Here is a 13,672-nt window from a genome sequence, read left to right as displayed (position 1 = left end):
TGAAACAGTAACTGACTCGTCAGGTATTTCCTGATGAGTGTGAGGTGGGACACGCGGGTGGAGCTGTGGTCATCACATCAGGGCAGTCGGGGCAGCACGTCCCGGGCGGTGTGGCTGAGGATGCGGAGGTCCTCCGCGAACCGCTCGCGGTCCTCGGCGGGGAGCGGTGCCACGAAGTACCGCTTGATGTTCGCCACGTGCACCTGAGACGCGTGCACCGCCGTCTCCTCACCCAGCGGAGTGAGTCGCACCAGCTTCGCGCGCCGGTCCTCGGGGGAGTCGGTGCGCGCCACGAGTCCTGCCGCCACCATGCGGTCCACCAGCCGGGTGGCGCCGCCCGTGGTCAGGACCTGTTCCTGGGCGATGGCCCGCATCGACATGCCCGGTGCGCCCGCCCGTCCGAGGATCAGCAACACCTCGAACATGAGATGGCTGATCCCGCACTCCTCCTCCAGGGCCCGCCCGAGGATGTACTCCAGTCGGTTGGCCGCCCCCTGCAGCCGCCCGAACGCGAGGATCAGTTCGTGGTCGGCGGCCTCCTTCGCCGTTCTGATGCCCGCCTGCTCGCTCACGGCCTCGCCGCCCCTTCTGCCGTCCCGGGTATCACGGTACCGATCATGCCCCGGGCGGCAGGGCGGCAGGGCGGCAGGGCGGCAGGGTGTCAGGTCCGGCGGGCGCGGGCGCGGGCGCGGGCGCGGTGCGCAGGGCGCTGCCCCGCTGAACTCGTCGCAGACCAGGCGCTGGAGTGCTGGACGAGATGTTCCGAACGGGCTTAACGACGCGCTGGTCTGCGATCAGGCTTCTGACCTGCGTAAACATCTCATCAGGCGTTCGGATTCCGACCTCTGGGCCAACGGACTGAATCCGCTGCTCGTGAGTTCAACCTCGTTGTCAGTATGGGCAGTTCAAACGGCTCTGACCTGCACGGATGTAGTGGTTTGCAGGCGCTGAACCTGGTGTGTGCGGACCGTGGGGCTGGCTGGACACCGTATTCGGGACGCTCGCAGGGCGCAGGGGAACGGAATGGCTGCCTCGTAGTCGACTTGTCGGCGCCGCCCAGTGGTGGGCCGGGGGCGGCGAGGCGTGGTGGCAGTCGGCTGGAGCAACATGCCAGGGTGCCAAGATCCCGGTAGCTTTCGGTGGCCGCCATGGCGGGCCCGAGCGCGCGGTTCGGACATGCGAAGCCCTCAGCCCAGTGCTGCAATGGATTCACAGGCAGACTGCAACCGTATGCCGCGGCGAGCGGATGGCGAGGCTGGGACTGCGATCCACTGGCCGGGCAATCGGACCACGAGCGATGGACTCGCCCTGCTGGTCGATCTCGTCGACAACCGCCACCGCGGTGGCCGATCGAGTGCCGTGGCGGCAGACGAGCCGCTGAGCGCGGCAGGACGAACAGCGGACCCACCAGCAGCAAGCCACCATGGCGCTCGCGCCGACACTCTCACCGGCCTCCGCCACCGTGGCGACATGAGCAGCAGGATCGAGCAGCTCAAACAGCTGGGCGAGCTGAGCCCAAGCGCGGCGTCGGAGGCCAGAATTTTCAGCTTCGGGCCTGTGTGACGACCGGAAAGGGAGCCTATGAGGGACCCGGATTCGCAGCCCGACGCGCCCGCCGGGAAGAGACAACCCGAGGAGGCGGACCGGCTGCGTGAGCTGCTGCGCAGTCCCGGCTACCTCAAGGCGCTCGCGTTCTGTGCCCTCATCGGTGTTCCGGTGTCGCTGGTGGCCTTCTTCTTCCTCGTCGCGCTCCATCAGCTGAACCACCTCATGTGGGCGGACCTGCCGGAGGCTCTGGGCTGGGAGGCGCCGCCGTGGTGGTGGCCTCTGCCACTGCTGCTCGCCGCAGGCGTCGCCGTCGGTCTTGTGGTCACCCACCTGCCCGGGGGCGGCGGCCACATCCCTGCGGGGGGACTGCACGCGGGCGGGGGCACGGCGCGAGCTCTGCCCGGTGTGATGCTCGCCGCTCTGGCCAGTCTTCCGCTTGGCGCGACCCTCGGCCCCGAGGCCCCGTTGATCGCTCTCGGCGGTGGCTTGGCGCTGCTTCTCAGCGAACTGGCCCGAGTCCCCGTTACCGCGCAGAGCACCGTTCTGCTGGGCACGGCCGGGGCCGCGGCGGCCATTTCGGTGATCTTCGGAAGCCCGCTGATCGCGGCCGTGATGCTGATGGAAGTGGCGGGGGTGGGCGGCTCACGGCTCTTCGTCGTCATGCTGCCCGCGCTGTTGTCGAGCGGGGTCGGTGCCCTCGTGTTCACTGGCTTCGGCCGATGGACCGGTCTGAAGGGCGACAGCCTGTCCATGAAACTGGGCGTGCCCCTCCCGCGTCTCGACACGGGGGACGTGGTGTGGTCGGTACTCATGGCAGCGGCGATCGCTGTTGCTGTGCACCTGATCCTGGCAGGCGGGCGCTTCACCGCGCTGTTCGTCTCGAGACGCCCCCTGGCACATACAACCGCGTGTGCGCTGGCCGCCGGTGTGTGCGCCGCCGTGTATGCGCTCACCACCGGCCGGTCACCTGCGGACGTGGCCTCGTCGGGCCAGGCAACTCTGAGCCGCCTGGCCGCCGATCCCCATGCCTGGGGAGTCGGCGCTCTGATCGCCGTTCTGCTCTGCACCGGCGTCGCGTACACCCTGTGCCTGGGCAGCCTGCGCGGAGGACCGGTCTTTCCCACGCTGTTCCTGGGGGGTGCGGTGGGCGTACTGATTGCGCCTCTGCCGGGCCTGGGAGTCGTGCCGGGACTGGCCGTGGGCATGGCGGCGGCATTGACCAGCGCCCTTCGCCTGCCGGTCAGCAGTGTGGTGCTCGTCGTCCTCCTGCTCGACAGCGCCGCCATGGTGCCCGTGATCATTCTGGCGTCCGTCGTGGCCTTCGTGACCACCCAGCTGCTTCCGCCCGGCCGTGCCGTTCCGGCAGTGGGTAAGCCCGCGGAACCGTCGACCGCGCGGTCCCCGGCCGTCGGCAAGGCCGACTCCGACGCCGGTTGAGATCGCGGCGGCGTCCGCGCGGATGACGAGGTCCTCTACCGGTGGGGCCGGGATCGTCCGCCGCTGACGGTCGGGCCCCTTTGTGACGGCTCGCCCATGGCCGGCAGGGATTCGCCGATCGCGATGATGATGAACAGCTCGTGGCGCTCGGCGAAGTAGCGGGCGCTGTGGATGCGCCGGCTGCCCCGGCGGGAGGTGGCGTACACACCGCCCCGGTCCACCGCGGTCGCCGCTGCGAACAGCGCGGTCTGCCACCGGCCGCCGCGCCGGCGATCAGAAACCTGCAGCCCGCCAGGACCGGTGGCCAGGAGACGGCGACCTGCCGCAGCAGCCCGCGGTCGCCACGCGCCGGCACGCTGTAGAGGTCCAAGTGCACGATACGTACGAACAGCTAGGCGCAGGCCAGGACCAGCGGACCGGTCAGACCGCCGGGCAGGTCGTCCCACGCTTCCGGGACGGTGAGCGCGACCACGAACACCCCGTCACCCGGCCGTTCGCCAGCGCTTCGCGCGCGCCCAAGAGCCGCGCTGCTGCGGTCCGTACCGCTCGCTTTCCAACTACGGGTTCTCGGAGCGTGGGTCGAGCGGCGTTGTCGTGGAACCCGCCTCGGAGCTGGAAACGGTCTGGACGATGAGCGGGGACAGCGGCCGTATCGGCGCGACAGGCCGCGTCGGCGGCGGTCTTTTTACGGTGAGGGCCGGCCTTCAGGTTGCTCGCAGGGGGAGCCGACGGCAACAGGACCGGGATCGATCAGCTGAAAGGTCGGTGCAGGTCAGGCCCGGGGGACGTGGGGTCGTCCTTCGCAGCAGCCAACCCGTTTCGTGCCGGCGTTCCCTTCGCGGGCTGCTCCTGCCCGAGCATGTCGAGGAGGACCATCGCGTCGTGATCGGCGGTGTCTGGCTCGGTGTAGTACGTCACCATGCGGTGGCCGGGGGTGCCTTCCAGTTCCATGGACTGGTAGCCGAGGGTGAGGTCGCCGACGTCGGGGTGGTGGAAGGTTTTGCGGCCGTGGGAGTGGCCCTTGATGTCATAGCGCTCCCACAGGCGGGCGAACTCTGGGCTCTTGAGGAGGAGTTCACCGGCGAGGTGGGTGAGGTCGGGGGCGTCGGGGTCGGTGCCGGCCAGGGCGCGCAGCCGGGCGACGCAGCCGCGTATCTGGGTGTTCCAGTCGTGGAACAGGTCACGCGAGGTGGGGTGGAGGAAGAGGTAGCGGGCGATGTTCCGCTCCCTGGCCGGCCAGTCCTCGATGCCGGGGAGGAGCCGCAGGCCGCCGGGGTTGGCCGCGAGCAGGTCGTTGGTACGACTGACGACGTGCGCGGGGTGGGGGCGCAGACTCTCCAGGAGCAGTTTCACGCCGGGCCGGACGGTGCGGCTGGGCGCGGCGGGCGGTTCGGGCGCACTGCGCGCGGCGCGGGCGGCCAGGCTGCGCAGATGCTCAAGCTCGTCGTCCTCCAGCAGGAGGGCGCGGGCGAGGGAATCGACCACGGACGGGCTGGGCCGGGTCTCCTTGCCGCGTTCCAAACGAACGTAGTAGTCGATGCTGATCCCGGCCAGAGTGGCCAGTTCCTCGCGGCGCAGCCCGGGCGTACGGCGCAGGCCGGAACCGGCTGTCAGGCCGACGTCCTCCGGGGTCACCCGGGCCCGGCGGGCGCGCAGGAAGCTCCCCAGCTCGCTGCCCCCGCCGTTCTGCTGCTCGCTGTTCATGTCTTCCAGTCTGTGTGTCCCGGGACCTCCGCGGCATATGCGTGGGGGGTCCTGTCATACCCCTGAATGCCGCTCCCCGGCACAACCCGACCTGCCACGCGGCCCGCGACGCGGGAAGAGTCGACGACATCAAAGATGTCCGTCACAAGCACCGGCGCGCACCGGCGATGCAGAGCAAGGCAGGAAGCAAGGAGCGGCACGTTGGAAATCCTCAAGCAGCAGCCCACCGTCAAGGCACCCGCCGACTGGTTCAGCGGGGACGTCTGGTTCGACGTCATCCACGCGGGCCAGGAGCCGTCGCGGATGCGAGCGAACATGGTGCGCTTCTCGCCCTGCGCGCGCACCGACTGGCACTCGCACGCGATGGGCCAGACCCTCCACATCGTCTCCGGCATCGCGCTGATCGGCACCCGCGGCGGCACGGTCATCGAGGCCCACCCAGGCGACACGATTCACACCCCGCCGGGCGAGGAGCACTGGCACGGCGCCGCCCGGGACCGCTTCATGGAGCACCTGGCGATGTGGGAAGGCACCGGCGACGGCAGCCCCGAGACCGAGTGGCTCGAACGGGTCTCGGACGAGGAGTACAACGCCCCGCGCAGCAGCACCCGCTGAGCCACGGACCCGCTTGCGACCGACACAACGCCCAATTCAAGCAACACAACTGGGAGCAGTCTCATGCGAGCAACACTGATGTACGGCGCCGGAGACGTGCGCGTGGAAAACGTCCCCGACCCGAAGATCCAGAACCCCACCGACGCCGTGGTACGTGTCGTGCGCTCCTGTGTCTGTGGCAGCGACCTGTGGCCGTACGGGTCGATGCCCGCCTCAGAGGAGGGCCGGCGCATGGGCCACGAGTTCCTCGGCGTGGTCGAGGACGTCGGCTCGGAGGTGGCCGGACTGAAGTCCGGTGACCTGGTGGTCGCGCCCTTCGTCTGGGCGGACAACACCTGCGACTTCTGTACCGAAGGGCTGCAGACCTCCTGCCGCCACGGCGGCCAGTGGGGCCCGAACGGTGTGGACGGCGGCCAGGGCGAGGCCGTCCGCGTGCCGCAGGCACAGGGCACACTGGTGAAGCTGCCGGTGGCCGAGGACTCGGCTCTGCTGCCGTCCCTGCTGACCCTGTCCGACGTGTACTGCACCGGCCACCACGGCGTGGTGACGTCCAGGGTCGCGCCCGGCAGGTCGGTGACGGTGATCGGCGACGGTGCGGTCGGGCTGTGCGCGGTGCTGGCCGCCAAGCGGCTCGGCGCCGAGCGGATCATCCTCATGGGCCGGCACACGGCCCGTACCGACCTCGGCCGCGACTTCGGCGCCACCGACGTCGTACCCGAGCGCGGCGAGGAAGGCATCGAGCGGGTGCGGGAGTTGACCGGTGGCGACGGCACGCACGCTGTGGTGGAGGCCGTCGGCGCCACGCAGGCGATGGACACGGCGCTGAGCATCGTCCGCCACGGGGGTGTGATCAGCCGGCTCGGTGTCGCGCAGTACACCGAGATCCCGCTCGGCTTCGAGTCGATGATGGGAAACATCACGGTCACCGGCGGCGCGGCTCCTGCTCGTGCCTACATCGAGGAACTCCTCCCCGACATCCTCGACGGCACGGTCGACCCCGGACGGGTCTTCGATCACACGGTCGGCTTCGACGGCGTACCGCACGGCTACCGGGCCATGGCCGAACGGACCGCTCTGAAGGTTCTGATCCAGCCCTGACCCGGTCGAGAGCCCTTGCCGGCCGTCAGTTCCGCTTCTCTTCGGCGGGTTTCCCGTTCGCCCCGGTGGCGACCAGGTCCAGCAGGACCATCTTGTCGTGGTCGGGGGTGCCGGGGTCGGCATAGTGGGCGACCAGCCGGTGGCCGGGGAAGCCTTCCAACTGCATGGACTGGTAGGCGAGTGTGAGGGTGCCGACATCCGGCAGGTGGAAGGTTTTACTGCCGTGAGTGTGCGCCCGTACGTCGTAGCGGTCCCAGAGCTGTACGAACTCCGGGCTCTCGGCAAGTAGTTCGTCGACGAGCCCGACGAGGTCGGGGGCATCCGGGTCGGTGCCGGCCAGGGCGCGCAGCCGCCCCACGCACGCGCGGATCTGCTCGTCCCAGTGGTCGAACACCGTGCGGGCGCCGGGGTTGAGGAACACCCAGCGCGCGACGTTGCGCTTCTCGACCGGCCACTGCTCCATGCCCACGAACAGCCGCAGCCCGCCCGGGTTCCACGCGAGCAGATCCATCGTGCGACTGACCACGACCGCCGGATGGGGCCGCAGGCTCTCCAACAGCAACTTGATCCCGGGGCCCACCGACGAGGTGGGCGCCGTCGGGGGCTCAGAGGCAGCGGGACGGGCGGCGCACACGGCGAGGTCACGCAAGTGCTCGTGCGCGTGCTCGTCCAGCAGGAGGACACGGGCGAGGGAATCGATCACGGACGGGCTGGGGTGGGACTCCTTGCCGCGTTCCAGGCGCGTGTAGTAGTCGATGCTCACCCCCGCGAGGGTGGCCAGTTCCTCACGGCGCAGCCCGGGCGTGCGCCGCAGGCCGGGGCCGGCCTTGAGACCGGCCTGCTCGGGTGTCACCCGAGCGCGGTGGGCCCGCAGGAAGCGCCCCAGTTCGGTGCCGCCACTGCCGTTGCGCTGCTCACGTGCCATGCGGCCAGTGTGTCAGGGCAGGCAGGACGGATCCATGCGCTGGGCGTGAGGGGCCCTGTCACACCCCCGAACAGCGCTCCCTGGCACAGCTCGGCCTGCCACGCGACGCGTCCGGCGCGCAGGCTGGACGGCGGTTGAAGAACCCGTTCCGCATAGAGAAACCCATTTCGCTTCGTCTTCAGGAGAACCACCCGTGTCCAGTTCCGTCGCATCGGACAGGCCGTCGTCGGCCGACACCGCCGCCGGTCGGCCCGGCACCGCGAAAGGTGCCCGCTGGGCGCTGGCGGCCGCGCTGCTCGGCTTCTTCGTCATGACGCTCGACGCCCTGATCGTCAACGTCGCACTGCCCGAGATCGGGCGTGGCTTCGGCGGCGGCATGACAGGCCTGCAGTGGGTGGTGGACGGCTACACGCTGATGTTCGCCGCGCTGCTGCTGTCGGCCGGGTCGGTGACCGACCGGATCGGTGCGCGGCAGGCGTTCGGGGCGGGGCTCGTGGTGTTCACCGTCGCTTCGGCGGCCTGTGGCTTCGCACCGAATCTGGGTGTGCTGGTCGTGGCGCGGCTGGTGCAGGGTGCGGGCGCCGCGGTGATCGTGCCGGCTTCGCTGGCGCTGATCCGCGAGGCGTTCCCCGACCCCGCCCGGCGTGCCCGGGCGATCTCGGTGTGGGCGATGGGCGGTTCGGTGGGTGCTGCGGCCGGGCCGGTGCTGGGCGGTGTGCTCAGTGAGCTCAACTGGCGGATGATCTTCTTCGTCAATCTGCCGGTGGGTGTGCTGGCACTGTTCCTGCTCACCCGGACCGCGCGTTCGCCCCGCCAGGGCGACGCCCCGTTCGACTGGACCGGGCAGATCGCCGCGGTGGCGGCGATGGGCGGCCTGACGTACGCGGCGATCGAGGCCGGTGCCGTGGGCATCGGCGCGCCACGCGTGCTGCTCGCGCTCGCGGTGGCCGTGACGGCCGCGGTGGTCTTCCTGAGGTCCCAGGCGCGCGGCCGGAACCCGATGGTGCCGCTGGAACTCCTGCGCGCCCGGACGATGGCACTCTCGGCGTCTGTGGGCTTCGCGCTCAACGTCGGCTTCTACGGCATGATCTTCCTGCTCGGCCTGTACCTCCAGCAGGAACAGGGCCTGTCGCCGATGGCCACCGGGCTGGCGTTCCTGCCGATGACGCTGCTGACCGCGGTCGTCAGCCCGACGGCAGCCCGGCTCGCCGCGAGTTTCGGGCCGCGAATGCCGATCATCACCGGGCAACTCCTGATGGCCACGGGCCTGGTGGCACTCTGCGTTCCGTCGGCGTCGGCGCCCGCCTGGCTGCTGATCCTGCTGATGATCCCGGTCGGAACCGGCGGCGGCCTCGCCGTACCGGCGGTGACCTCACTACTCCTCGACCGCGTCCCCGCCCAGCGCGCCGGCACCGCGAGCGGCGTGCTGAACGCCTCCCGCCAGCTCGGCGGCGCCCTGTCCGTGGCCGTCTTCGGCGCCCTGGTCTCGAACCACGCGCACTTCCTGCACGGGCTGCGCACCAGCCTCCTGATCGCCGCACTGTTCGTGGCCCTGACCGCGGCGGCATCCGTACTCCTCAAGGAGAAGACCTCATGACCTCGACATCGGCCTGGACGAGCCAGGAACTCGACAGCATCGAACGCGCGGAGGAACTGGAGATCGCGTCCCTGCGGCACAGCGGGGAGCTGGGCAGTCGGCGGACGGTCTGGGTGGTCCGTGTCGGCGACGGCATCTACGTCCGTTCCGTCAACGGCCCCGGCTCCGACTGGTACCGGGGCACCCGGGCCCGCCAGGAAGGCCGCATCCAGGCCGGCGGAGTCGGCAAGGACGTCACGATCATCGACGCCGGCGACGAGGTCAACGACGCCGTGGACACCGCCTACCGGACCAAGTACGGGCACTACGCCGCGTACATCGTCAAGGCCATCACCAGCCCCGAGGCGAGCTCCACCACGATGCGGCTCGAACCCCGCTGACCAAATCCCCCACGACCAACAGCAGTTGCATCAGGCCGGAGAAACTCATGCTCACCGTCAACGCGTACGTCGCCACGGCCGCGACCGAACCCCTCGCGAGATGCTCGACTTCTGCGCCGAGCACGGCATCGGCTCCGAGACCGAGGTAGTCCCGGCTGACAAGATCAACGAGGCGTACTACCGTGTCCTCGCCTCCGACGTGCGCTACCGCTTCGTGCTCGACACCTCGACGCCGGCCTGACCCACGGCCACGTCCCTCTGTGACCACCCCGTACGAGGAGCCGCGCCCCCGAGAGCGCTCGTACGGGGTGCCGTCGACAGAGAAGGCCGGCGCCTACTGCACGAGCTCCCAGTCCTGCGAGCCGTCCGTGGCCGCGTTCTGCAAGGTCAGCGGCGCTCCGTCGGAGGCACCGGTCAAGTACAGGCTGGTGTTCTTGACCGACTGCAGCTTGTAGAACCCGTCGCTGGTCTTGACGAGGTTCCAGCTGCCGGTGGCGCTGTTGTCGACCCACTGGCCGATCCGCTGGCCGGCCGTCGCGTTCCCGGTCCAGATGGCTGCCGCACGGCCGCCAGACTTGTTCAGCAGGGTCGTGCCGCCGTTCGGCTCGGTCACCACGTGCCAGTACTGCGTGTCCGCGTTCGCCGCCGAACCGGGCTCCTCCAACGCGACGTCGGGAACGTCTCCGTTGCCGATGTTCGCGTCGTTGGTGTGGTTCCCGGTGCCGATCACCTGGTCGGACTTGCGGTTGACCAACTGGTAGTAGGCGCCGTCCGATTGGCCGAGGTCGACCTCGGCGTGGGCGATCGTCGAGGTGCCCTGGTTGTTGAGGATCGCGATGCGGCCGGTGCCCTCGACGTACTGCAGGTTGCGGCTGTAGCCGGCCGGCGAGGTCGTCTGGTACTCCTTCCACGTGCCGTCGCTGCGTCCGCTCTCGTTGACCCAGACATTGCCGCTGCCCGCGGCGTTGTAGACCAGGCGCCCACCGGGAAGCCTGACGACGACCGGACTGCCGCCTCTCGCGAGAGGGCGGGAGCCTGCGGCGACGGGCAGGGAGGCGACGTCCGTGCCGGTGGCGGAGCCGCGGTAGAACTCCAGCGGGTTGTCGGCGATCACGTACCGTGTGTTGGCTCCGTCACCCCAGTACTCGAAGGGGAGCATCCACTTGCCGTCCGTCGTCCGGACGACGTTCGTCATGCCCGGACGGCCGCCGCCGATCTCCGTCTTGCCGCCTCCCATGTTCTGGGTCAGTCCGGCGAGGTCGACGACGGGGCCGCTCCACTGTGCACTGCGGCCGTCCCAGGTCCTGTGCACGAGGATCTGGCCGTGCGAATCCGGGGCGGTGCCGTTCGCGGGGTCCGGTGTCGGGACGCCCGTGGCCGGGTCGAAGCCGATGTAGTCGTTCTCGTCGGAGTAGTAGCAGACGAGCCTCCCCTTGTAGACCATCAGGTACGGCTCCCAGAGGGGATCCACCTGCTTGTGCGTGTTCGCGCTCGCGATGTTCTGCCCGGTCGCGCCCGCGCTGCCGCCCTGCCAGCCACCCGTCGCGACTACGTTGAGGACCTTCCACGACACGCCCCCGTCGGTGCTGGAGTAGAGGGCGATTGCCATGTTCTTGCGGTCTCCGTCGTTGGACGGGGTCCAGTTCGGGTCGGCTGCCTTGTGCTCCTTGTAGTAGTGGTCGTCGCCGGACACGACGCTCGCGAGCAGCAGCGTGCCCTGCTTGAGGTTCCCGACGTCCTGGGGAAGCGTGTAGAGGTACGGGTTCGTCCAATTGCTCGTGTACTTCGCGTACTTGGGGTCGCTGGAGAGATATGCGGGAGCCTTGACCTCGGACAACGGCTTCCACGACGTTCCGTGGTCGTCGCTCTTGTACACGGGGAGGGTCTGTCTGTCGGCGCTGCCTGTCTTCGGCACCACCGTGGACTTCTCGAACGACGCGACCAGGCGCCCGCTCGGCAGCTGCGCCGACTTCGGGTAGACCGCGCAGTTGCCCCGCCCCTTGAGGCACGGTTCGTTTCCGAGCTGGTAGAGGATCCCGCCCGTCGGGTTGTACGCCTGCGCGCTGCCCATGGGTATCGCCAGCATCGCTGATGCCGCGACGAAGGTTCCCAGCGCTTTGCCTGCTCTTCTTCTGTGCATAGCCCCTCCTCGGGGATGGCCACGGTGGTGCTCGTACGCGTTGGATCAGGCGACGAAGACGCGGACGTCCCAGGCACCGAGGTCCAGCGCCGTGCCCGCGGGGAGGGACGTGCCGGTCAGGGCGTCGGAGAGGTCCAGCGGGGCGGGTACGCTCGCGGGCTCCCAGCTCCAGTTGTGGACGATGTGGACGCGGCGTCCGTCGGGGGAGGTGCCGGTCGTCGCGGTGACGGATTCCGGGAGGTCCTGCCACGCGCTGTGGGAGGCCGGTGCCATCCAGGCGGCCAGGGATCGGGCGAGGTCGCGGCCGGGGACGGTGCCGACGGTGGTGACGCGGCCGGAGCCGTGGCGGCGGGTGGTGACCGCGGGCCAGCGGCCGAAGTGCGGGTGGTCGTAGGTGGCGAGCACCTCGGCGTCGGTGACGGTCAGGCCGTCCGCCCAGCGGGTCGCGGTCGCGCCCTCGGGCAGGTCGAGCGGCCCACCGGACGCCGACTGGACGGGGATTTCCTGTGCGAGGTTGCTGAACTCGTCGTAGTGGACACCGGCGGCTTCCACCAGCCGTCCTGGGGCCGGTTCATGGCGGGCCCTGGCCTCGTGGTCGGCGTAGCCGGTGCGCGGGCCGAGGACCAGGTGGCCGCCTGCTTCCGCGTAGGCCGCAAGCCAGTCGAGTTGCGAGTCGGCTGCGACGTACAACGCCGGGACGACGAGGACGGGGTGGTGACGCACAGCCTCCTCCGCCGTCAGGCCCTCCCGTTCGCCGCGCGGGTTGTGCAGCTGGCGGGCGTGGACGATACGCACCTGGCGGCCGGCGTCGAAGGCGCCCCGGTAGAACGGGTCGAAGATGCGGTGATAGGCGGTGGGGTCGGGTTCACCGTCCGGTGTCGCGAGCGGCGGGTACTTCTCCATGAGCCACTTGCTCGGCGTCGAGTAGACCATGGTGATGTCGGCGTCCGGTTCGAGCCCGGCGACGAGTGGACCGGCTGTCTCGAACTCGGAGCCCAGGCGGGCGAGTTCGGCGTACGTGCGGCCGGGGCGACCGGTGTGGGGCAGGATGCCGCCCCAGTAGGTCTCGGCACCGAAGTGCAGCGTGTGCCAGTGCCAGTACTCGATCATGCGGGCGCCGCGGGCAACGAGTGCCCAGGCGGCTTGCCGCCACTGGCCGTCATAGGCGGGACGGTTGTCCCACGGCATGCCGATGGAGCCGGCGTTGGTCTCGGTGACCAGGAACGGCTGCTGGCGGGACGAGAACATCCAGTCGGCGGTCTGGTACAGCGCCCACACGCCGGTGGTCTGCCAGATCTGCTGGTGGTCGTCCGGTGTGGGGTCGGGCAGCAGCAGATCGTCCTGCATGCCGTAGTACGCGTTGCCCGTGGCGATGTCGAGGCGGTCCGTCAGCTCGTCGTCCTCCACCGCGGGGCGCTTGTAGGAGATACAGGTGGTGACGAACTGCTCGGGGCCGGCGTACTCACGGACGATGTCGGCCTGCCAGCCGATGAACTCGGTGACCTGCTGGGCCTGGAACTCCCGCCAGGCGACGTCGTATTGCGGCTGGACGTTGCCGTCGGGCGTCCACAGGTCCGCCCATGTCGACAGCCTGTGCGACCAATACACGAGGCCCCACTCGCGGTTGAGTGTCTCGACATCGCCGTACCTTGCGCGCAAGTGGTCGACGAAGCGCTCGAACACCCCGTGGTTGTGGAGGAGTTCGTTGCCGGGCTCGTTGTCGACCTGGAAGCCGATGACCGCGGGATGGTCGGCGTACCGGGCGACCATCTTGCGGATGACCCGCTCGGCGTGGAAGCGGAAGGCGGGGTGGGTGAAGTCGACCTCCTGCCGAGCGCCCCAGCCGATGCGCTCGCCGGTGCGCCGCTCGCCCGCGATCTCGGGGTACTGGCGGGCCAGCCACGGCGGGACGGCGTACGTCGGGGTGCCGAGGACGACGGAGATCTCGCGTTCGTGGGCGCCGTCCAACACCGGCTGGAGCCAGTCGAGGTCGAAGCGCCCGTTCTCGGGCTCCCAGGTCGACCAGACGGACTCGCCGACGCGGATGACGCTGAGGTGGGCGTCGGCCATGAGGTCGAGGTCGGTCTTGAGGCGTTGGTCGGGGCGTTCGGTGCCGTAGGGGGGCCGGTACTCGTGGTAGTACGCGGCGCCGAAGAGGACGCGGGCGGGCAGGTCCGCCATGGACAAACCTCCAGGGGGGCAGGGGAGCAGGGGGAGCAGGGGAGCAG

The 13,672-nt window shown here is 69.8% G+C and carries 11 protein-coding genes and 1 pseudogene; 6 read left to right on the top strand and 6 right to left on the bottom strand.

Annotation, left to right across the window (positions count from 1 at the left end):
- Positions 1-77 precede the first annotated feature (77 nt).
- Positions 78-572 (bottom strand): MarR family winged helix-turn-helix transcriptional regulator, encoded by a 495-nt coding sequence (locus AOK17_RS15330; RefSeq protein WP_055613013.1) that lies wholly within the window; start codon positions 570-572, stop codon positions 78-80.
- 1,009 nt (positions 573-1,581) lie between these two features.
- Between AOK17_RS15330 and AOK17_RS15325 the strand changes: the two genes are divergently transcribed.
- Entirely contained in the window at positions 1,582-2,985 is a 1,404-nt protein-coding gene (locus AOK17_RS15325; RefSeq protein WP_055613012.1) for a chloride channel protein, read from the top strand.
- Between the two features lie 35 nt (positions 2,986-3,020).
- Here the strand turns inward: AOK17_RS15325 and AOK17_RS50760 are convergent, their stop codons facing one another.
- Together AOK17_RS50760 and AOK17_RS15320 are read right to left on the bottom strand one after the other, a co-directional pair.
- On the bottom strand, positions 3,021-3,191 hold the full coding sequence (locus AOK17_RS50760; RefSeq protein ID WP_245697170.1) for a low temperature requirement protein A: 171 nt from the start codon (positions 3,189-3,191) through the stop codon (positions 3,021-3,023).
- A 544-nt stretch (positions 3,192-3,735) separates the two neighbouring features.
- The gene (locus AOK17_RS15320; protein ID WP_079053036.1) at positions 3,736-4,689 is read right to left on the bottom strand and encodes a helix-turn-helix transcriptional regulator; all 954 of its coding nucleotides are present in this window, start codon (positions 4,687-4,689) and stop codon (positions 3,736-3,738) included.
- A gap of 201 nt (positions 4,690-4,890) precedes the next feature.
- Between AOK17_RS15320 and AOK17_RS15315 the strand changes: the two genes are divergently transcribed.
- Both AOK17_RS15315 and AOK17_RS15310 read left to right on the top strand, forming a co-directional pair.
- Positions 4,891-5,304 (top strand): (R)-mandelonitrile lyase, encoded by a 414-nt coding sequence (locus AOK17_RS15315; RefSeq protein WP_055613011.1) that lies wholly within the window; start codon positions 4,891-4,893, stop codon positions 5,302-5,304.
- Positions 5,305-5,367: 63 nt separating this feature from the next.
- Positions 5,368-6,402 carry a zinc-binding dehydrogenase gene (locus AOK17_RS15310; protein ID WP_055613010.1) on the top strand — a complete coding sequence of 345 codons (1,035 nt, stop codon included), beginning with the start codon at positions 5,368-5,370 and terminating at the stop codon, positions 6,400-6,402.
- 25 nt (positions 6,403-6,427) lie between these two features.
- On the opposite strand, the gene AOK17_RS15305 is transcribed toward AOK17_RS15310, so the two are convergent.
- Positions 6,428-7,327, bottom strand: coding sequence for a helix-turn-helix transcriptional regulator (locus AOK17_RS15305; protein WP_055613009.1), 900 nt, complete (start codon positions 7,325-7,327; stop codon positions 6,428-6,430).
- Positions 7,328-7,520: 193 nt separating this feature from the next.
- Between AOK17_RS15305 and AOK17_RS15300 the strand changes: the two genes are divergently transcribed.
- The 3 genes and pseudogenes from AOK17_RS15300 to AOK17_RS48460 form a co-directional block, all read left to right on the top strand.
- Positions 7,521-8,924, top strand: coding sequence for an MFS transporter (locus tag AOK17_RS15300; RefSeq protein ID WP_055613008.1), 1,404 nt, complete (start codon positions 7,521-7,523; stop codon positions 8,922-8,924).
- Positions 8,921-9,304 (top strand): DUF2255 family protein, encoded by a 384-nt coding sequence (locus AOK17_RS15295; RefSeq protein ID WP_055613007.1) that lies wholly within the window; start codon positions 8,921-8,923, stop codon positions 9,302-9,304. Before AOK17_RS15300 ends, AOK17_RS15295 begins: the two co-directional genes overlap by 4 nt.
- A 94-nt stretch (positions 9,305-9,398) precedes the next feature.
- Positions 9,399-9,545, top strand: a pseudogene (locus AOK17_RS48460) (alcohol dehydrogenase); the annotation flags it as partial.
- Positions 9,546-9,638: 93 nt separating this feature from the next.
- Here AOK17_RS48460 and AOK17_RS15290 read toward each other — a convergent pair.
- Entirely contained in the window at positions 9,639-11,444 is a 1,806-nt protein-coding gene (locus AOK17_RS15290; RefSeq protein WP_055613006.1) for an RICIN domain-containing protein, read from the bottom strand.
- A gap of 45 nt (positions 11,445-11,489) precedes the next feature.
- Positions 11,490-13,625, bottom strand: coding sequence for a beta-galactosidase (locus AOK17_RS15285; RefSeq protein WP_055613005.1), 2,136 nt, complete (start codon positions 13,623-13,625; stop codon positions 11,490-11,492).
- Between the last annotated feature and the right edge of the window lie 47 nt (positions 13,626-13,672).

It is taken from the genome of Streptomyces phaeochromogenes, from assembly GCF_001418655.1.
GTDB classification, from domain to species: Bacteria; Actinomycetota; Actinomycetes; order Streptomycetales; family Streptomycetaceae; genus Streptomyces; species Streptomyces phaeochromogenes.
The sequence above is the reverse complement of the archived record's forward strand: the minus strand, read 5'-3'. Positions and strand labels throughout refer to the sequence as shown.

Coding starts and splice junctions, on each gene's coding strand:
- AOK17_RS15285 (WP_055613005.1), bottom strand. CDS start 13,625: ATGGCGGACCTGCCCGCCCGCGTCCTCTTCGGCGCCGCGTACTACCAC.
- AOK17_RS15325 (WP_055613012.1), top strand. CDS start 1,582: ATGAGGGACCCGGATTCGCAGCCCGACGCGCCCGCCGGGAAGAGACAA.
- AOK17_RS15320 (WP_079053036.1), bottom strand. CDS start 4,689: ATGAACAGCGAGCAGCAGAACGGCGGGGGCAGCGAGCTGGGGAGCTTC.
- AOK17_RS15295 (WP_055613007.1), top strand. CDS start 8,921: ATGACCTCGACATCGGCCTGGACGAGCCAGGAACTCGACAGCATCGAA.
- AOK17_RS15310 (WP_055613010.1), top strand. CDS start 5,368: ATGCGAGCAACACTGATGTACGGCGCCGGAGACGTGCGCGTGGAAAAC.
- AOK17_RS15305 (WP_055613009.1), bottom strand. CDS start 7,327: ATGGCACGTGAGCAGCGCAACGGCAGTGGCGGCACCGAACTGGGGCGC.
- AOK17_RS15290 (WP_055613006.1), bottom strand. CDS start 11,444: ATGCACAGAAGAAGAGCAGGCAAAGCGCTGGGAACCTTCGTCGCGGCA.